Source organism: Pseudomonas tensinigenes (assembly GCF_014268445.2).
GTDB classification, from domain to species: domain Bacteria; phylum Pseudomonadota; class Gammaproteobacteria; order Pseudomonadales; family Pseudomonadaceae; genus Aquipseudomonas; species Aquipseudomonas tensinigenes.
On sequence record NZ_CP077089.1, the window covers coordinates 2,418,820 to 2,438,082 of the forward strand.

Below are 19,263 nucleotides of genomic sequence, written 5' to 3' on the forward strand. Positions count from 1 at the left end.
GGGCAGCAAACGTTCTAGCTTGGATAAAGCCTGCTTCATGGCTGACACAGGTAGGGCAATGAAGATTTCTCGACGATGGTTCATGGCGGGCCTGGCGCTGACCGGCGCTGCCGTGCCGGCGGCTTATTTTGGGCATCGTGAATGGACGAAGCCGGATCCGACGATCACTCCGGGTGAAGCGTCTTTCGACGTCGCCGACCTCGCCGGACAACGTTTGGCCAGTGCCTTGCGGGGCGTCTGGGATATTCGCTTCGAAGGCCGTGACGCGGGCCTTGAAGGCCTGCCGGTCAGGGGGCTGCAAGTGTTCCTCGACATCGGTCAGAAAGGTCGTGGCGTCTGTGGTTTCCTGGATACGCCGGAGCGTTTGCGTTCCGGCGAAACACCTCGTTACCGAATTCTTGGCGATCTGGCCAGTGCCGATGCGGCGAAACTGAGTTGGCGGCTGATCGGTGCGCAAGGCCAGATCAGCTATGAGCTGGAGATGATCCTTGATGAGGTCTGGGCCGATTTCGGCAACGCCGGCAAAGGCACCCTCAGCGGTAAAGTCTTGCGCCTGGATCGCCCCTTGGCCTTGCCGGTACAGGACAATGGTTTCGTCGCAGTCAAGCGCCTGTTTCCCGAGGCGCGTGAACGTACGCCGTTGAATCCGACGTTGCTGGCCTGGTTGATTTCCCCCGAGCACCGACTGTTCCACCAGTTGTGGCATGCCACGCGGGACAAGTGGCACACCTTGCCCGAAGACAAGCGCGAAGCCCTGCGCGGCATCGGCTGGCAGCCCGGACCGCGTGACAAGGAGCGCGATGCCCGTGGGCCGCGCAAGGATCGCAACGGCTCCGGGGTGGATTTCTTCTTCATGCACCGGCACATGCTCGGCACGGCGCGTTCTATGCAGGACCTGCCATCGTGGCAATACTTTCCGCTGCCACAACCGGAATTGATCCGTGATCGCCCGGGCTTCGCCCGTTACTTCGACAACCATGACGGCACGGCGCTGCCGCCCGCGTGGCTGGCTGACGGTGATGACGAGTACAGCAAGTGGGTCAGCGACATCAAGACGGCCGAGACCTACGAAAGCAACTTCCAGGTCTGGGAGTCGCAATACCGTGATCCGGTGTACCTGGCCAGACTCACGCTCGGACAGTTCGGTTCCGAGGTTGAATTGGGCCTGCACGACTGGCTGCACATGCGCTGGGCGTCTGTACCGCGCGACCCGTCGAACGGTCAGCCGGTGCCTTTCGCGCGTGATCCTGCCGACTTCGCTGCGCGTTGGTACGGCCCGGAAAACGACTTCCTTGGCGACCCGTTTTCATCCCACGTCAATCCGTCGTTCTGGCATTTTCATGGCTGGATCGACGACCGTATCGAAGACTGGTTTCGCGCGCACGAGCGCTTCCATCCGGGTGAAGTCACTCGCAAGGTGGTCAATGGTGTGCAGTGGTTTGCACCAGGGCGCTGGAACGAAGTCGATGATCCGTGGCTGGGGCCGGTCACGCATGGCTGCAGCACTACGCCGGGGTTGCAGGCGGGCAAGACGGTGGAGATGGACCCGGAAACCATGAAGCTGGCACTGCGCATCACCTTCCTCAATGACGAGAAAAAACTCGCCGGGCTGTTCCGCCGCGTGCCGCAACGGCCGTGGTATGCGCGCAATCTGAAACCTAAAACCAGCCCGGCTTGAGGGCTGGGTCATCGTTCATTCGCGAGCAGGCTCGCTCCCACATTTGATCTCCGATGTTAAGAAGATCTTATGTGGGAGCGAGCCTGCTCGCGAAAGCGGTCTGCCAGGCAACGCAATTATTGCGTCTGCCATCCACCACCCAGCGCCTTGTACAAGGCAATACTCGCCTGCATTCGCGACAGCCGCAGTTGCACGGTCTGATCCTGCGCCGCATACAGCGTGCGCTGGGTTTCCAGTACGGTCAGCAAGTCCTCGGCGCCGGCCTGATAACGGCTCTGGGCGATGTTGAAGGCGGTTTGCGCCTGGTTCAGTTCTTCGCTCTGCCACTGCCGTTGTTGATCAAGACCGCGGATGCTGTTGAGGGCTTTTTCGACGTCGGCGAAACCGTTGATGATGGCGCCGCGATAAGTTTCCAGCAGCTCTTCCTGACGGGCCGTGGCCTTGTCGCGTTCAGCGCTCAGACGGCCATTGTTGAAGATCGGTGCGATCAGCCCGGCGGTGAGGTTGTAGAACGGACTGCGCAACAGGTCATCGGCCTGGTTGGCACCGGAGCCAATGCTCGCGCCCAGCGTGATTTTCGGCAGCATCGCCGCTCGTGCCACTTTGACGTTCGCCTGAGCTGCCGCCAATTGCGCCTCGGCACGGGCGATGTCCGGACGCCGGGTCAGCAGTTCGCTGGGCAGGCCGGCGGATATCGGCGGCCATTGCAACTGGTCGAAGGACTCGTGGCTGGCCGGCAGGTCTTGCACCGGGCGGCCGAGCAGGGCCGCCAGGGCGATCTGCGCGTCTCGAGCCTGTTGCTGGACGGTCGGCAATTGGCGTTGCTGCGCGGCGACCAGGCTTTTTTGTTGCGCCAGTTCAAGCGCCGTGGCGGAGCCTGCGTTGTAGCGCGTCTGCACCAGTTGCAGGACGTTTTGCGCGTTGGCCAGATTAAGCTCGGCAATGCGGCTCTGTTCCTGTAGCGACAGGACCTGCGTGTAGCTGTTGGCGACGCCGCTGAGCAGGGTCAACTCGACGGTGGCGCGATCAAACTCGCTGGCTTGCAGGCTGAACTGTGCGCTGTCGCGCGATGCGCGCTTGCCGCCCCAGAAGTCGATTTCGTAACTGGCGCTGAGGCCGACGTCGAAGTAGTCCACCGCCCTGTTACTGCTGTCGGCATCCAGTTGACGATAGCCATCGCCACGCAACAGCTTTTGCCGATTGGCGTTGCCGGTACCTTGTATTTCCGGCAGCAACGAGCCGCCGGCAATCACGGTGTCGGCACGCGCCTGGCGCACGCGAGCGATGGCTGCGGCCAGGTCATAACTGCCGACCTGGGCCTGCTCGATCAATTGATCGAGTTGCGGGCTGGCGAAGCGCGTCCACCAGCGCAGGGCGTCGCGTTCGGCGCTGGTGTTGTGCGGTGATTGCCAGGCGGCAGGCGGCACGATGCCGCTGTCCGGGGGTTGTGGGGTACTGCCGCAAGCGCTGAGTATCAGGCAGACGGTCAACAGACTGAGGCGCGGTTTCATAGAGCGATCATTCACTGGTAAGGGCCGTGACCGGGTCGAGTCGGGCAGCTTTGCGGGCCGGCATGAAGCCGAAGACAACACCGGTGACCAAGGCGCAACCAAAAGCGCCGAGTACCGCCATCAATGAGAACGCCACCGCGACTTCACTGAGAATCAGCACGCCGCCAATGATCAGCGCCAGAGCGATGCCGGCGATGCCGCCGACCACCGATAGCATCACCGCTTCAGTGAGAAACTGGCGCAGGATGTCGCGCTGGCGGGCGCCGGTGGCCATGCGGATGCCGATCTCGCGAGTGCGTTCGCGAACGGTCATGAGCATGATGTTCATCACGCCGATGCCGCCGACCAGCAGCGAGATCGCCGCAATCGAGCCGAGCATCAGCGACAGGGTGTTTTGCGTGCGCGCTTCGGCCTGGATCATCGCCGCGTTGTTGGTCAGTTCGAAATCCTTCTTGCCGTTGTGCAGGTTCAGCATCAGTTGTTCGATGGCGTGTTCGGTGTCCTTGACCTTGCGCGCGTCGGCGGCAGCGATGGCCACGTACTCCGGATTACGCGTGCCGAACAACCTCACGCTGGCGGCGGAGTAGGGCACGGCGATGCGGTTGTCACTGTCGGAATCGCCGGAGCTGGCACCTTTTTCCGCCAGTACCCCGACCACCTGAAACGGCACGTTCTCGATCAGAATGTACTGGCCGATCGGGTTGGCAACGTCTTTGAGGAGTTTGCTCCGCACCTTGTGGCCGATCACCGCAACGGCTGCTGCGTTCTGTTCGTCGGCCTCTGTGAAGTAACTGCCCTGAACCACCGGCCAGTTGAAGATTGCCGGGAAGTTGGTGTCATTGCCGCCAACGTAACTGAGGTGGTCGGCATTGCCGAAGCGCACACCGGCCTCGGCGCCGTTGACCGGCATGATCCGCTGTACTTGTGGCAGGCTCGCCAGGGCATGCACATCGTCGAGGGTGATGATGCCCGGTGGCGTTCGCGGGTTGGGCGCCGAGCCGCTGAGATAAATGATGTTCGAGCCGAACGCGCCCATTTGTGCCATGACCTGGCGCTTGCTGCCTTCGCCGACGGCGAGCATCACCACCACCGAGGCTACGCCGATGATGATGCCGAGCAGGGTCAGCGCGGTGCGGAAGCGGTTGATCCACATCACTCGCCAGGCGGCGTGCAGGGCGTCCACCAGTTCGCCTTTCCAGGCCCCGGTGGCTTCGGCACCTTCGCTCAAGCGCTTGCGCAGATCCACCGCTTGCAGGGCGCCGGGATTGGCACTGTGCTGGGCGTCAGGGTTGTTTCTGGCGCTATCGCTGATGATCAAGCCATCGCTGATTTCGATAATGCGTTTGGCCCGCGCCGCCACTTCGCGGTCGTGGGTGATGAGAATGACCACATGGCCCTGGCTCGCCAGTTCATCGAGCAGCGCCATGACTTCCTTGCCGCTGTGGCTGTCGAGGGCGCCGGTCGGTTCGTCGGCCAGGATGATATGGCCTCCATTCATCAGTGCGCGAGCAATCGACACGCGTTGTTGCTGGCCTCCGGAAAGCTGATGGGGGCGGTTGCCGGTGCGCGAGGCGAGGCCGAGACGGTCGAGCAGGGCGGCGGCGCGCGCGTGACGCTCGGCGGCAGGGGTGCCGGCGTAGATCGCCGGCATCTCGACGTTTTCCTGGGCCGAGCCGGACGGAATCAGGTGATAGCCCTGAAACACGAAACCGAAGGCTTCTCGGCGCAGCCAGGCGAGTTCATCGCTGTCGAGGCCGGCGACGTTTTCCCCGGCGAAGCGGTATTCGCCGGACGTCGGCCGGTCGAGGCAGCCGAGAATGTTCATCAGCGTCGATTTGCCGGAACCGGACGCGCCGACAATCGCCACGAACTCGCCGGCGTGAATCGACAGGTCGATGCCGCGCAACACGTGAACTTCGGGAGCGTCACCGCCGCCGTAGGATTTGCGGATGTCCTGCAGGTCGATCAGAGGCGTTTGCATTCAACCTCCGCTGCCGTCGGCCGGGCCGATCAGCAAATGATCGCCTTCGTTCAAGCCCTCGATAATCTGCACTTTGAGACGGTCGCTGATGCCGGTGCGTACTTCGCGGGACTGAATCTCGCCATTGGTGGCGATGACCTGCGCGGTCTGCCGATTGGCCGCCGCGCTGCCTTGCAGGGCGGCGACCGGTGCGGTGAGCACGTTTTTCGCCTGGTCAGCGACGAAGAACACTTGCGTGGTCATCTCTGCCATCAAGGCGTTGTCGGCGTTATCGACGTCCAGCAGCACGGTGTACAGCACCACGCGCGCGCTGCCGCTTTTACTCGAACTGGCCGGGCTGCCACCGCCCTGGCTGGTCTGGTCCAGCGGTTTGGGTGGCACCGGCAGAATTTGCCGAACGGTGCTGCTCCAGCGCCGATTGCCACCGCTGAGTGTGGTGAAGTAAGCAGTCATGCCCGGTTTGACATGGCCGATATCGGCCTCGGAGACCTCGGCCCAGACCGTCATCGGCGACAGTTTGGCGATGCGCAGAATCAGTGGCGTCTGTTGCTGGGCATTGAGTGTCTGGCCTTCGCGGGCATCGAGTGCGACCACGGTGCCTTCCATCGGCGCATAAATGCGCGTGTAACCGAGTTCGGCCTGATCACTGCGCAGACTGGCCTCGGCCTGACGGATCTGGGCGCGGAACATGTCGATACGTGCCTGGGTGGCCTTGAGTTCGGCGCGGGCGGTCTGCACGTCTTCTTCACGGGTGGCGCCGCCGGCCGCGAGGTTCTGCTGGCGCTGGTACTTCTGCCGCGCCAGTTCGTGCTGCGCCTGTTGCTCTTGCAACTGCGCCTTGAGGTTTTCGATGGAGAACTGGCTGGCGTCGAGCTTGGCCTTTTGCGTCGACGGGTCGATTTCCACGAGCAATTGGCCTTGCTTGACCACGTCGCCGACTTCCACATGGATTTTGCGGATTTGCCCGGAAGCCTGGGCGCCGACATCCACGTAGCGCCGTGGCTGCAATGTGCCAAGGGCAGTGACGCTGCTTTCGATGTCGCCGCGACTGACTTGCACGGTGGCGAACTTGTCCCGGCCGGGCGGCAATATCTGCCAGGCGGCTACGGCGACAACGGGAATCAGACAAAGGGCTACGAGCAGGGCGCGTCGGGCGGGGCGGGGACGTTTCATGCAGGGTTCCGGCCAGTGGAAATCGACCCGTCATCCAGCCGGCACCGCACAGGGGCCAAGACCGAACGCTGGCGCAGGAGGCGACAGATACGGGGAACTGTTTTTTAAACGAGGGACGCGTTGGGTAATTTAAGCGCTGAAAAACGCGGTAACAGGTATAGAAGCTAACAATTTGTCGGGCAAATCGAAACAGCGCTTTAAATCTATATGAGAATTACTATAAATTACGCATCTGAAATTGCCAGCATCGTGCCACTGTCGTTTTGACGGTGGCGGGTGTGGCTCAAGGATCGAAACCGCACTGCTGCGGCCGGGAGTCATGTTGGAAAACTACTATCGCGAGCTGGTGTGTTTCCTGAACGCCAAGCTGGGCAACCGCCAGGTTGCCGAGGATGTGGTGCATGACGCCTATTTACGCGTACTCGAGCGCTCCAGCGACACGCCGATCGAGCAGCCCCGGGCGTTTCTTTATCGAACGGCATTGAATCTGGTCATCGACGACCATCGTCGCAATGCCTCGCGCCAGGTCGAATCGCTGGAAGTGCTCGACAACGAAGAGCGCTATTTCACCCCGTCGCCCCATGGCACCCTCGATCACGGTCAACGCCTGGAGATGCTCCAGCGCGCGCTGGCCGAATTATCGCCGCTGTGCCGCGAAAGCTTTCTGCTGCGCAAGATCGAAGGCCTGTCCCACAACGAAATCGCCGCAAGCCTGGGCATTTCCAAAGCGCTGGTGGAAAAACACATCGTCAATGCCATGAAGCATTGCCGGTTACGCATCAAACAATGGGACGCCCATTGATCCTTCCTCAGTAAATTTTTTTTCACCGTCCTCGTTCCTACTCAACAGACGATCTGCTGTCCTGCTTCGGGCCGGTCAGGTCACCCAGGCTTTATCCCCACGGTTGAGGGGTTCATCCAGAGGACACTGGAAATGACACAGGCAATTGCATCGCCCATCGTTCACGACCTGATCGGCGTCGGTTTCGGCCCTTCGAACCTGGCGCTGGCCATCGCTCTGCAAGAGCGCGGCCCGATCCAGGGTGAGCTGGATGTGCTGTTCCTCGACAAGCAGGCCAACTACAGCTGGCACGGCAATACCCTGTCGACGCAAAGCGAGTTGCAGATTTCCTTCCTCAAGGATCTGGTGACCCTGCGTAATCCGACCAGTCCGTATTCCTTCGTCAATTACCTGAAGTACCACGGTCGCCTGGTCGACTTCATCAACCTCGGCACCTTCTATCCGTGCCGCATGGAATACAACGACTACCTGCGTTGGGTCGCCGGGCAGTTCACCGAGCAGAGCCGTTATGGCGAAGAAGTGCTGACCATTGAACCGGTGCTGCACAACCATCAGGTTGAAGCATTGCGGGTTATTTCCCGTGGCAGCGATGGCCTGCAACATGTGCGCACGACCCGCTCGGTGGTGGTCAGCGCCGGCGGCACGCCGCGTATTCCCGAGGCGTTCAAGGCGCTGAAGGGCGACACTCGCGTGTTCCACCACTCGCAGTATCTGTCGCAGATGGCCAAGCAGCCGTGCGTGAACAATCAGCCGATGAGCATTGCGATCATCGGCGGCGGGCAGAGCGCGGCGGAAGCCTTTATCGATCTGAACGATTCGTTCCCGTCGGTGCAGGTCGACATGATCCTGCGCGGTTCGGCCTTGAAGCCTGCGGACGACAGCCCGTTCGTCAACGAAGTGTTCTCGCCGGAGTTCACCGATCTGGTGTTCCAGCAGAACAGTGCCGAGCGCGAACGTCTGGTCAACGAGTACCACAACACCAACTACTCGGTGGTCGACATCGACCTGATCGAGCGCATCTACGGCATCTTCTATCGTCAGAAGGTCTCGGGGATTGCCCGTCACGCGTTCCGCACCCTGACCACCGTCGAGAAAGCCACCGCCACCGAAAACGGTATCGAACTGGCCGTGCGCAACAACGCCACCGGCGAAGTCACCGTGCGCAACTACAACGCCGTGGTACTGGCCACCGGTTACGAGCGGCAGATGCACCGCAAACTGCTGGCGCCGCTGGAAGAATACCTCGGCGATTTCGAGGTTGATCGCAACTACAAACTGATTACCGACGAACGCTGCAAGGCCGGCATCTACATGCAGGGCTTCTGCCAGGCCAGTCATGGTCTGAGCGATACGCTGCTGTCGGTGCTGCCGATTCGTGCGGACGAGATTGCCGGCTCTTTGTATGAGCATGGCAAGAACCGTGGGCATCGTTCGATGGCGGATCTGTTGTTGGCGACTGCCAGCTAAACCTGTTTTGCCTGATACACCGCTTTCGCGAGCAGGCTCGCTCCCACAATGGTTCTGTGTACGCAGGACAAAATGTGGGAGCGAGCCTGCTCGCGAAGGGGCCATCAAAATCACCGCAAAATCCCAATCCTGAACCCTTCCTGAACATCCCCCACATTCCCCGACTCACCTCCTTTTGCGGGTTTACTCTCCCATCATCGGGGCGTAAGCTTCGCGCGTTTTCATCAATAGCGGAGACCCACAGTGGGTACTTGTTCGAGTGACAGTTGTCGGCCGGTCTCGGTAACCGGCAGATTCTCGGCAAGATAACGCGCAGATTTTCTCTGTCGTTGTCTCGCCGTAAAAGCGAGCAGCGGCATCCCGTGCATGATCCGTCCGTGGTCATGTCTAGACGTCCTTCTCATCGACGCTGAACAGAGCGTGGTTTCGACTTCACTGTCGTAATCGCAGCCCTATCGACACGCCTGTCTTTTCTGACCGGCGCGCCAGGCCTTGCCGTGCCGGTTTTTCCGGCGGACGAGGCGCGGCCGTACCTGCTTGACGGTTTCCCGGCTGACCATAGGGGCAACAGCCATGAAACTTACGCTCAAGGAATTTTTCGCAGGCTTCCTGCGCACCCGCCACATCGCCCGGCACTTCCGTCGCCTGGCGCTACTGGAATCGATCAACGACACCACGGTCAGCCGTGAAGTCCCGCCCACGCTGGCCAACACGTTGGTCGATGCCGCGCAGTGCGACACCGCTGGTTTACTGTCGTCACTCGGCACGCATTCCGATGGCCTGACCGATTTCGAAGTCGATGCGCTGCGTGCGCAATACGGCCTCAACGAAGTCGAACACGAGCAGCCGCTGCCATGGTGGATTCACCTGTGGCACTGCTACAAAAACCCGTTCAACCTGCTGCTGACCCTGTTGGCGGTGATCTCGTGGCTGACCGAAGACCTCAAGGCTGCCGTGGTGATTTTCTCCATGGTGGTGCTGTCGACGCTGCTGCGTTTCTGGCAGGAAAGCAAATCCAACCAGGCCGCCGATGCGCTGAAAGCCATGGTCAGCAACACCGCCACGGTGATGCGCCGTGACGCGCCGCGCAGCGAATTGCCGATCAAACAATTGGTGCCGGGCGATCTGATCGTGCTATCGGCTGGCGACATGATTCCTGCCGATTGCCGCGTGCTCAGCGCCAAGGATCTGTTCGTCAGCCAGGCAGCGATGACTGGTGAATCGATGCCGGTGGAGAAGTTTCCACACCAGCAGGATCGCGATACGCGCAATCCACTGGAGCTGGACAACATCCTGTTCATGGGCACTAACGTGGTGTCGGGAACTGCGGTGGCAGTGATCCTCACCACCGGCAACAGCACATATTTCGGTGCGTTGGCCCAGCGTGTCGGCGCAACCGACCGTGCGGTCACTTCGTTCCAGCAAGGCGTCAACAAAGTCAGCTGGTTGTTGATCCGTTTCATGTTCGTCATGGCGCCGCTGGTGCTGTTCATCAACGGTTTCACCAAGGGTGACTGGACTGAGGCGCTGCTGTTCGCGCTGTCGATTGCCGTCGGCCTGACCCCGGAAATGCTGCCGATGATCGTCACCTCGACGCTGGCCAAAGGCGCGGTGTTTCTGTCACGCAAAAAAGTCATCGTCAAACGCCTCGACGCGATCCAGAACTTCGGCGCCATGGACGTACTGTGCACCGACAAGACCGGGACGCTGACTCAGGACAAGATTTTCCTCGCGCGCAATGTCGACGTCTGGGGTGAAGACTCCGATGACGTGCTGGAAATGGCTTACCTCAACAGCTACTACCAGACCGGCCTGAAAAACCTGCTGGATGTCGCGGTGCTGGAACACGTGGAAGTCCACCGTGAACTGAAAGTCGGCACGGCGTTTCGCAAGGTCGATGAGATCCCGTTCGACTTCAATCGTCGGCGCATGTCGGTGGTGGTCGAAGGGCGTGGTCAGCCACATCAACTGATCTGCAAAGGCGCCGTGGAAGAAGTGTTGGCGGTGTGCAGCCGCGTGCGTCACGGCGACGTCGATGAAGCCTTGAGCGATGAATTGCTGACCCGGATTCGTCAGGTCACCGCAGCATTCAACGCTGAAGGCTTGCGCGTGGTGGCCGTGGCCGCACGCTCGATGCCGGAAGGTCGGGAGATTTACAGCCTGGCCGATGAACAGGAACTGACGCTGATCGGTTACGTGGCGTTCCTCGATCCACCGAAGGAAAGCACCGCGCCGGCGCTCAAAGCCTTGGCTGAACACGGCGTGGCGGTAAAAGTGCTGACCGGCGATAACGAACTGGTAACCGCGAAAATCTGCCGCGAAGTCGGGTTGGCGCAACAGGGCCTGTTGCTGGGCAATGACGTTGAGCGCATGAGCGATGCCGAACTGGCGGTGGCCGTGGAAACCACCAACGTCTTCGCCAAACTGACGCCGTCGCACAAGGAGCGCATCGTGCGCATCCTAAAGGGCAACGGTCATGTGGTCGGCTTCATGGGCGACGGCATCAACGACGCGCCCGCGCTGCGTACCGCCGACATCGGCATTTCCGTGGACAGCGCGGTGGACATCGCCAAGGAAGCGGCTGACATCATCCTGCTGGAAAAGAGCCTGATGGTGCTGGAGGAGGGCGTGCTCGAAGGGCGGCGCACCTTCGCCAACATGCTCAAGTACATCAAGATGACCGCCAGTTCCAACTTCGGCAACGTCTTCTCGGTGCTGGTCGCCAGTGCGTTCATTCCGTTCCTGCCAATGCTGCCGATGCATCTGCTGGTGCAGAACCTGCTCTACGACATTTCGCAGATTGCCATTCCATTCGATAACGTCGATGAGGAAATGCTGAAGAAACCACAACGCTGGCAGCCGGGTGATGTCGGGCGCTTCATGCTGTTCTTCGGCCCGATCAGTTCGATCTTTGACATCACCACGTTCGCCTTGATGTGGTACGTGTTTGACGCCAACACCCCGGATCACCAGACGCTGTTCCAGTCCGGCTGGTTCGTGGTCGGCTTGCTGACCCAGACGCTGATCGTGCACATGATTCGCACGCCGAAGATTCCGTTCCTGCAAAGCCGTGCAGCCATGCCGCTGCTGGTCATGACCGGGATCATCATGGCGGTCGGCATCTTCCTGCCGATGGGGCCGCTGGCGCACTACTTCAAATTGCAGGCGCTGCCGTCGCTGTACTTCGTGTTCCTGCCGGTGATTCTGCTGGCGTACATGGCGCTGACCCAGGCAGTGAAAGGCTTCTACATCCGCCGGTTCGGCTGGCAATAACAGTAAGGCCAACACTGTTCCCCTGTGGGAGCGAGCCTGCTCGCGAAGGTTTTTTTTCAGCCACAGCTGTAGTGGCTGACACTCCGCTTTCGCGAGCAGGCTCGCTCCCACAGGGGGAAGTTGTGTTCTCAAGGATTTCATCATGCAAGCCATCAACAACCTCAACCTCGATTCGCTGCTCGACACCCTCGTCAGCCTCAGCGCTGCATTCATCCTCGGTGGCCTGATCGGCTTCGAGCGCCAGTACCGGCAACGCACTGCCGGCCTGCGCACCAACGTACTGGTCGCCGTCGGCGCGGCGATATTTGTCGACATGGCCAACCGTCTCGCCGGTGCCGAAGGCGCGGTGCGTGTGGTCGCTTACGTGGTGTCCGGCATCGGTTTTCTCGGCGCCGGGGTGATCATGCGCGAAGAGGGCAACGTGCGCGGCCTCAACACCGCCGCGACCCTGTGGACGTCTGCAGCGGTCGGCGCCTGTGCCGGCGCCGATCTGCTTGCCGAAGCGGTACTCGGCACGCTGTTCATTCTGGCCGCCAACACCTTGCTGCGGCCGATCGTCAACAACATCAACCGTCAGCCTTTGGACGTGGTCTCGGCGGAAGTTACCAACATCGTCTACGTCATCGCCCGCCGCTCCCAGCAAACCGCCGTGTTCGCCTTGCTCGAAGCCGAGCTTGAGCGCAGCAATTACCCGGCCAGTGATGTCGACGTCCATGCCTTCGGTGCCGATGAAATCGAGATCGAAGCCACCCTGGCGACCACTTCGGTGGATGGTGATGAACTGGATGCTCTGGTGGCACGGATCTCGACATCGGCCCTGGTGGTGCAGGCGTTCTGGAGTCCGAGTACCACCGAGTGAGTGGCAACCGTGCTGGCTCTCAGGCGAACGGCCAGTTTTTTCGGAAAAGTCCTACAGAAGCTGCCGATCAGGTTGCGTAGTCTTGCCGCACCCGAAAACCTGACTGCCAGGAGATTGAGCATGATCAATAAAGCCCTGCGTATCCTCATCGCCGACACGCAACATTTTTACCGGATGAAAATCGAGCGGTTGTTCAACGAACTCGATTACTACCGTGTTGCACCGGTGCAGAGCCTCGCCGAGCTGTTGACACTGGTGGACTACGGTTGCGAACCGTTCGATGTGGTAGTCATCAACGCCGAACTGGCGGGCGGTGCGCTGGATCTGCCGGGATTCTTGCTTGATAACCCGCAGGTGCGTCATGCGTTGGTCTACAAAGTGCCGTCGACAACGATGCAGATGGCCGAGGGCTTTGCCCTGGGCAACCTGCAGATCAGTCATGCGGCATTGCCCAATGCACAGGCGATCACGCAGTTGATGACGTGGGTCGACAGACCTCGGTTGGAGCAGGATGAGGCGTTGCGGCGTTTGGCTTATGCATAGAAAGACACTGGGCGCAACTGTCAGGTCTGACAGGTGATTCACTTGCCGTTACGTGTAACAGTCCCAGCGCAGCCACTGAGTCCGCGTGAGCCTGTGCCAGCGGTCCGTCGTCAGATTTTGCACCGGGAGTGGACATGAGGTCAGCGCTGATCGTCGACGATCATCCGGTGGTGCGCGCCGCCGTTAAAATCGTATTGCAGGCCGAAAGCTTTAAACAGATTCATGAGGTTGCCAATGGCGAGCAAGTGATGGAGATGATTCGTGAGCATTCGCCACAGTTGGTGGTGCTGGATCTCAATTTACCGGGGCTCAGTGGCCTGGACGTGATCGTGCGCATCAAGGCCAACTACCCGGCCTGCCGAATATTGGTGTTCTCCCTGCATGCGCCGGAGATCTATCAGGAACGCTGCCTGCGCGCCGGAGCCATGGCTTATGTGACCAAAAGCAATCAATTGCAGCAGTTGCACAAGGCGATCCAGGCGCTGATGGCGGGCTACAGCTATTTCAGCGCGCTGACTGACAGCACCAGTACCTTGAACGCTATCCAACTATCGGAAAAGCAGATGATCGATCAGCTTTCCGATCGAGAGCTGGCCATTTTGCTGCAACTGGCACAAGGCAAAGCCAACAAGACCATTGCCCAGGACATGCATCTGAGCCACAAAACCGTCAGCACCTACAAGACCCGCCTGATGATCAAGCTGGGAATATTGTCACTGGTGATGCTACGCGAATTTGCCCAACGTAACGGTTTGATTTGAGGATCGGCCATGGAGCTGCGTCGGGTCGTTTTCGCGTTGTTGATGACCCTCGGCGCATCGGCAGGAGCAAACGACGCGCCAGTGATGCTGGAAGTGCTGAGCCGGACCCGCCCGGAAAATATCCAGATACGACTGGATGGACAGGATCGTCAATGGCTGCAGGAGCATCCACTCTTGCGCGTCGGTATTTCAGGGCCCGACTATCCGCCGTTCGAGGTGACGCGCAATCGGCATGAGCTGGAAGGGCTGACGGCTGACTACGCGGATCTGATCGCGCAATTGCTCAACGTGCGGATACAGATACAGCGCTACGCCAACCGGGATGCGGCCATGGCCGCGCTTAAACACGGTGAAGTGGAGCTGCTGGGCACTTCGAACAGTTTCGAGCTTGCTGATCCTGCGTTCATTTTGTCTCGGGCCTACGCCGAAGATCAGCCGATGCTGGTGACCCGGCTCGAAGAAACCTTGCCGGTGGATCTTGCGGGCAAGCGCGTGGCCATGGTCGAGGATTATCTGCCGTTGGCGAGTGTGCAGGCGTTCTATCCCGAAGCGAGCGTGCAGCGCTACCCGTCGGCGATGGATGCACTCGGCGCCGTGGCGTTTGGCACCGATGACGTTTACCTGGGCGACTTCATCAGTGCCAACTACTTGATCAACACCAATTACCGTAACGATCTGCAGTTGACCGGGCCCGCCGGGCTCGACGCCAATCCGTTCGGCTTTGCGCTGCTGCGTAGCCAGGTGCGCCTCAAGCGTATCGTCGACCAGGCGTTGGCAGCCATCCCCATGGAACATCGGCAGCGCATCGAGCAGCGCTGGAGTGCCGGCCTTGCCGAGATGGCGGAACAATCACAGGTGCAACTCAGTGCCGTCGAGCGGCAATGGCGAGATCTGCACCCAGTGGTACGGGTCGGCGGCATTGAAGACTTCGCACCCCTGACGTTCTTTGACGCGGATGGCCGTTTCAGCGGGCTTTCAGCGCAACTGCTGGCCTTGATCAGCCAGCGCAGCGGATTGAATTTCGAGATTGTCCGAGGGAGTTCGCTGGATCGTCAGATCGAGCAATTGAAAACCGGGGAACTGGATCTGTTGCCCGTGGTAACGCCCAGCAGTGAGCGCGAAAACGAACTGCAATTTACCCGTGCCTATCTGAATAATCCGTTTGTGCTGGTCAGTGCGGCAATGACGCAGGGTGTGCGCAGTCTCGACGATCTGCAGGGCAAGCGCTTGGCGATTTATCGCGGCCATCCATTGCGTGGTTATCTGCAGGAGCGCGTCGCGCGCTTACGCATTGTCGACGTCAGAAGCCCCGCCGAGGGCATGGAAATGATTGCCAAGGGGCAGGTCGACGCCACGGTCAGCTCATTGCTGGTCGCGCGCTTTCTGATCTCGCGTCATTACCGCGATCGTCTGCGCATCGCCAGTACCATCGGCGACCAACCGGCCCGTATCGCGCTGGCCACTGCGCCGCAAGCGTCGGCGTTGCATTCGATCCTGAACAAGGCGCTGCTGAGCATCGCCCCGCAACAGATGGACGAACTGGTTGAACGCTGGAGTCATGACGTGGTGGTGGATGACAGCTATTGGTTGCGGCATCGCCGTGAGATTGTCTTTGGTTTTGCCGGTGCGGCAGGCTTGCTGATACTGGCGCTGGCGTGGATCGGTTTTCAGCGCTGGCAAATCCGCCAGCGTCAGCAGTGGTTACGGCAATTGCAGCAAGCCAAGGACGCAGCGGACGATGCCAACCGGGCCAAGACCACGTTTCTGGCAACCATGAGCCATGAAATTCGTACACCGATGAACGCCCTGATCGGCATGCTCGAGCTGGCTTTGAAACGGGCGGAGGAAGGCGTGACCGATCGATTGGCGATTCAGGTGGCCTCCAACGCCGGTCAACAGTTGTTGGCACTGATCGGTGACATTCTCGACATCGCGCGTATCGAGACTGGGCATTTGTCCCTGGCTCCCGAACGGGCCAATCTGCGTGAACTGGTGGTGTCGGTGTGTCGGGTCTTCGAGGGGCTGGCACGGCAGAAACGCTTGCTGTGGCACATCGAACTGGATGCCCATAGCGACGTCGATGTATTGATTGATCCGACGCGCTTCAAGCAGGTGCTGTCAAACCTGCTGAGCAACGCGATCAAGTTCACCGAAGATGGCGAAGTGAGTCTGTGGCTGGTTGTGACGCCAACGTCAGCCGAGCGACTGGCGGTGAAGGTGCTCATCGAAGACAGCGGGATCGGGATCAGCAATGAGGACCGGCAACGGCTGTTCAGTCCGTTCGTGCAGGCGAGCAATAACGTTCAATCGGCGCGCAGCGGTTCCGGTCTGGGCCTGGTGATCAGTCGCAGCCTGTGCGAAATGATGGGCGGCGAATTGCGGCTCGACAGTGAACCGGGTCTCGGGACTCGGGTTGAAATCAGACTCCAGATGCCACTGCTGCAGGCGTTGTCACACGTTCCGGCCCACGCGCAAGTATTGGAGGCGGTTGGGCATTCACTCAGCGTTCTGGTGGTGGACGATCATCCGGTCAATCGTTTGTTGTTGTGCTGGCAGTTGAGTGAACTGGGGCATCGCACGGTTGACACCGAGGACGGTCATGCCGGGCTGGAGCGTTGGCGGGCACAGGCGTTCGATGTGGTGATCACCGACTGCAACATGCCGCGGCGTAACGGCTACGCGCTCGCGCGGGCCATTCGTGATGAGGAAACGCAGAGCGCTCGGACACCTTGCCTGATCCTCGGGTTTACCGCCAACGCGCAGGTGGAGGAGAAGCTTCGCTGCCTCGATGCCGGTATGGATGAGTGCCTGTTCAAACCGATTCGCTTGCACGATCTGCAGCAGGCCTTGAAGGGGGCCAGCCATTGTGAAAGTGAAGTTCAGTCGGTCGAGGAGGTCGCTCTGAAGGAACTCGATCTGAGTACGCTGGAGCAGATGGCCGGCAATGACCATTCGATGATCCGACGCCTGCGTGAAGAAGTATTGAGCAGCCTGCACAACGATCTGCAACAGCTCGACCAGATGAACCATGAACATGACCGCGGCGGACTGCGCGAGTTGGCCCATCACATCAAGGGGGGCGCGCAAATGGTCGGCGCGGCGCGGCTGGTGTCAGCGTGCACTGATCTGGAAGAGGCCTGCCGTGCGGCCGAAGCCGAGGCGGTCGTCATGGCGATCAAGACGCTGCGTGATGCCTTGCACGGCCTCGCGCAGCGTCTTGAGGCTTAACGGTTCAATCCCACTGTGGCGCAATGCCTGTTGGACTGGTCAGGCGATAACCACGATCAAGCGTGGCGATGTGCATCATGTCGGCATCGCTCAACGTGAGTGCGGTGGCGCCGAGGTTACTGAGCAGATTTGCGCGCTTGGTCGATGACGGAATCACCGCATAACCCGATTGCATCGCCCAGGCAAGAGTGACTTGCGCCGGGGTGGCCTGCAGGCGCTCGGAGATCTGCTGGATCAGCGGATCCTTGAGTACTTCGCCGTAAGCGAGGGTCATGTACGAGGTGATGTGAATGCCCTGGCTGCGGGCGAACTCGACCACTTGGCGGTTTTGCAGGTACGGATGCAACTCGATCTGGTGGGTCGCGATGTTTTCGGCACCGACGGCCGCAATGGCCTGTTTCATCAGGTCGATGGTGAAGTTCGAAATGCCGATCTGCCGGGTCAGGCCCAGACGCTTGGCTTCCAGCAATGCGCCCATGAATTCTTCGACCGGCACTTGGTTGTCCGGCGATGGCCAGTGGATGAGCGTCAGGTCGAGGTAGTCGGTCTGCAGCTTCTCCAGGCTCTCTTTGAGACTGGCGATCAGACGCTCCCTGGCGAAGTTGGCAATCCAGATCTTGCTGGTGATGAACAGCTCTTCGCGGGGGATACCGCTGGCCGCGATGGCCACACCGACATCGGCTTCGTTTTCGTAGATCTGCGCGGTGTCGATGACCCGGTAGCCGAGTTCCAGGGCGGTACTGACCGAATCGATGACCACCTGGCCTTGCAGGCGAAATGTACCAAGGCCGAAAGCGGGAACAGACATGAAGAACTCCAGGGTTTGCAGTGGGAATGGCCAGGAGTATCCGCATCCGGATGGTTGAGAAAAACCGCTGACGGGGCAAAGCACTGTTGATCAGAAGTCATGAATCATTTCCAGGATTTGTGTTGTCCGGGCTGGCCTCTTCGCGAGCAAGCTCGCTCCCACATTGGAATGCGTGCTCTTGTGGGAGCGAGCTTGCTCGCGAAGGGCGCACCACCAATTCAGGCAATATCGCTGTGCGCAAACTCCTCCCCGAGAAAATCAATCAACGTACGCACCGACGGCAACAACCCGCGCCGCGATGGGAAAATCGCATGCACCACCCCGCACTTGGGCGCCCAACCCGGAATCAGCTCGACGACGCGTCCGGCGGCAATATCCTCACGCACCACCACACTCGGCAAGTGCGCCACGCCAACGCCGGCAATCACCGCTTGGCGCAAGGCAATCAAATCATCGGTAACCATTCGCGGCGTATGCCGAATCAGCGCCGTGTTGTCATTCGGCCCGAGCAGCTCCCACTGATACTCGCGCTGCGCGGCGCCCCAATGCAGGCTCGGCAAACCATTGAGGTCGGCGGGCGAGGGCGGTGACGACAGACGTTCGACAAATACTGGGCTGCCGACCACTGATTGCGTACTGTTGCCGAGCACTTTCATGACCATGTCGGTGTTTTCCAGCGGCGGAAAACGCACTCGCAGCGCGATGTCGAACCCTTCGTGCAGCAGATCAACACGGCGGTTGGTGCTCTCGATAAACAACTCCACTAACGGATATTTGAGCATGTAGCGCGTAAGCATCGGCCCGACCCACGAATTGAGCAGCGCCGTCGGGCAACTCAGACGCACCAGACCTTGAGGTTCGGAGCGGTTGCGTTCGATCAGCTCGGCGGCGCTTTCGGCCTCGACGCGCATCGCAAGGCAGCGCTGGTAATAGGCCTGGCCGATTTCGGTCAATGAACAATGACGGCTGGTGCGATGCAGCAAGCGCACGCCGAGGCGTTCTTCCAGTTCGGAAATCCGCCGGCTGAGTTTCGATTTGGGCATGTCCAGTGCGCGCCCGGCGGCAGCGAAACCATGATGTTCGACCACTTGGGTGAAGTAGTAGAGGGTGTTGAGGTCTTCCATCATCGTTCTCCATATAGAACGCTAAGGCTGATTTTTGCAGTCTAGTGCATTAATG

General features: G+C 60.2%; 13 protein-coding genes. 8 read left to right on the plus strand and 5 right to left on the minus strand.

Going from position 1 to position 19,263, the window contains the following annotated elements:
- The first annotated feature begins 58 nt into the window (after window positions 1-58).
- Window positions 59-1,678, plus strand: coding sequence for a pyoverdine maturation tyrosinase PvdP (gene pvdP / locus HU718_RS10550; RefSeq protein WP_186613639.1), 1,620 nt, complete (start codon window positions 59-61; stop codon window positions 1,676-1,678).
- 116 nt (window positions 1,679-1,794) lie between these two features.
- Here the strand turns inward: pvdP and HU718_RS10555 are convergent, their stop codons facing one another.
- From HU718_RS10555 to HU718_RS10565, 3 genes are read right to left on the minus strand one after another with little or no spacing between them, the layout of a single operon-like run.
- Window positions 1,795-3,189: an efflux transporter outer membrane subunit gene (locus HU718_RS10555; protein ID WP_186613637.1), complete on the minus strand. Its 1,395-nt coding sequence runs from the start codon at window positions 3,187-3,189 to the stop codon at window positions 1,795-1,797.
- 7 nt (window positions 3,190-3,196) lie between these two features.
- The gene (locus tag HU718_RS10560) at window positions 3,197-5,170 is read right to left on the minus strand and encodes a MacB family efflux pump subunit (RefSeq protein WP_150705745.1); all 1,974 of its coding nucleotides are present in this window, start codon (window positions 5,168-5,170) and stop codon (window positions 3,197-3,199) included.
- Complete coding sequence (locus HU718_RS10565; RefSeq protein WP_186613635.1) at window positions 5,171-6,343, minus strand: efflux RND transporter periplasmic adaptor subunit; 1,173 nt, start codon at window positions 6,341-6,343, stop codon at window positions 5,171-5,173.
- A gap of 319 nt (window positions 6,344-6,662) precedes the next feature.
- On the opposite strand from HU718_RS10565, the gene HU718_RS10570 reads away from it, so the two are divergent.
- From HU718_RS10570 to HU718_RS10600, 7 genes are all read left to right on the plus strand, one after another.
- The gene (locus HU718_RS10570; protein WP_150705744.1) at window positions 6,663-7,145 is read left to right on the plus strand and encodes a sigma-70 family RNA polymerase sigma factor; all 483 of its coding nucleotides are present in this window, start codon (window positions 6,663-6,665) and stop codon (window positions 7,143-7,145) included.
- A 132-nt stretch (window positions 7,146-7,277) separates the two neighbouring features.
- A complete protein-coding gene (locus HU718_RS10575) occupies window positions 7,278-8,612 on the plus strand; it encodes a lysine N(6)-hydroxylase/L-ornithine N(5)-oxygenase family protein (protein WP_186613633.1) in 1,335 nt (444 codons plus the stop codon).
- A 573-nt stretch (window positions 8,613-9,185) separates the two neighbouring features.
- Window positions 9,186-11,885: a magnesium-translocating P-type ATPase gene (gene mgtA / locus HU718_RS10580; protein ID WP_186613631.1), complete on the plus strand. Its 2,700-nt coding sequence runs from the start codon at window positions 9,186-9,188 to the stop codon at window positions 11,883-11,885.
- 142 nt (window positions 11,886-12,027) lie between these two features.
- Window positions 12,028-12,744, plus strand: a complete 717-nt coding sequence (locus HU718_RS10585) for an MgtC/SapB family protein (protein WP_007913384.1) — start codon at window positions 12,028-12,030, stop codon at window positions 12,742-12,744.
- A 120-nt stretch (window positions 12,745-12,864) separates the two neighbouring features.
- Entirely contained in the window at window positions 12,865-13,287 is a 423-nt protein-coding gene (locus HU718_RS10590) for a chemotaxis protein CheY (protein WP_102900924.1), read from the plus strand.
- 134 nt (window positions 13,288-13,421) lie between these two features.
- Complete coding sequence (locus HU718_RS10595) at window positions 13,422-14,048, plus strand: response regulator transcription factor (protein WP_102900925.1); 627 nt, start codon at window positions 13,422-13,424, stop codon at window positions 14,046-14,048.
- Between the two features lie 9 nt (window positions 14,049-14,057).
- The gene (locus HU718_RS10600) at window positions 14,058-17,276 is read left to right on the plus strand and encodes a transporter substrate-binding domain-containing protein (RefSeq protein WP_186613629.1); all 3,219 of its coding nucleotides are present in this window, start codon (window positions 14,058-14,060) and stop codon (window positions 17,274-17,276) included.
- A 4-nt stretch (window positions 17,277-17,280) separates the two neighbouring features.
- Here the strand turns inward: HU718_RS10600 and dkgB are convergent, their stop codons facing one another.
- Window positions 17,281-18,084, minus strand: coding sequence for a 2,5-didehydrogluconate reductase DkgB (dkgB, locus tag HU718_RS10605; protein ID WP_186613627.1), 804 nt, complete (start codon window positions 18,082-18,084; stop codon window positions 17,281-17,283).
- A gap of 218 nt (window positions 18,085-18,302) precedes the next feature.
- Window positions 18,303-19,211 (minus strand): LysR substrate-binding domain-containing protein, encoded by a 909-nt coding sequence (locus tag HU718_RS10610; protein WP_186613625.1) that lies wholly within the window; start codon window positions 19,209-19,211, stop codon window positions 18,303-18,305.
- Between the last annotated feature and the right edge of the window lie 52 nt (window positions 19,212-19,263).

Bases quoted from the DNA above. Each gene is read 5' to 3' on its own strand.
- HU718_RS10590 (WP_102900924.1), top strand. From the start codon at position 12,865: ATGATCAATAAAGCCCTGCGTATCCTCATCGCCGACACGCAACATTTT.
- HU718_RS10610 (WP_186613625.1), bottom strand. From the start codon at position 19,211: ATGATGGAAGACCTCAACACCCTCTACTACTTCACCCAAGTGGTCGAA.
- mgtA (WP_186613631.1), top strand. From the start codon at position 9,186: ATGAAACTTACGCTCAAGGAATTTTTCGCAGGCTTCCTGCGCACCCGC.
- HU718_RS10555 (WP_186613637.1), bottom strand. From the start codon at position 3,189: ATGAAACCGCGCCTCAGTCTGTTGACCGTCTGCCTGATACTCAGCGCT.
- HU718_RS10600 (WP_186613629.1), top strand. From the start codon at position 14,058: ATGGAGCTGCGTCGGGTCGTTTTCGCGTTGTTGATGACCCTCGGCGCA.
- dkgB (WP_186613627.1), bottom strand. From the start codon at position 18,084: ATGTCTGTTCCCGCTTTCGGCCTTGGTACATTTCGCCTGCAAGGCCAG.
- HU718_RS10585 (WP_007913384.1), top strand. From the start codon at position 12,028: ATGCAAGCCATCAACAACCTCAACCTCGATTCGCTGCTCGACACCCTC.
- HU718_RS10595 (WP_102900925.1), top strand. From the start codon at position 13,422: ATGAGGTCAGCGCTGATCGTCGACGATCATCCGGTGGTGCGCGCCGCC.
- HU718_RS10575 (WP_186613633.1), top strand. From the start codon at position 7,278: ATGACACAGGCAATTGCATCGCCCATCGTTCACGACCTGATCGGCGTC.
- HU718_RS10560 (WP_150705745.1), bottom strand. From the start codon at position 5,170: ATGCAAACGCCTCTGATCGACCTGCAGGACATCCGCAAATCCTACGGC.
- pvdP (WP_186613639.1), top strand. From the start codon at position 59: ATGAAGATTTCTCGACGATGGTTCATGGCGGGCCTGGCGCTGACCGGC.
- HU718_RS10570 (WP_150705744.1), top strand. From the start codon at position 6,663: ATGTTGGAAAACTACTATCGCGAGCTGGTGTGTTTCCTGAACGCCAAG.
- HU718_RS10565 (WP_186613635.1), bottom strand. From the start codon at position 6,343: ATGAAACGTCCCCGCCCCGCCCGACGCGCCCTGCTCGTAGCCCTTTGT.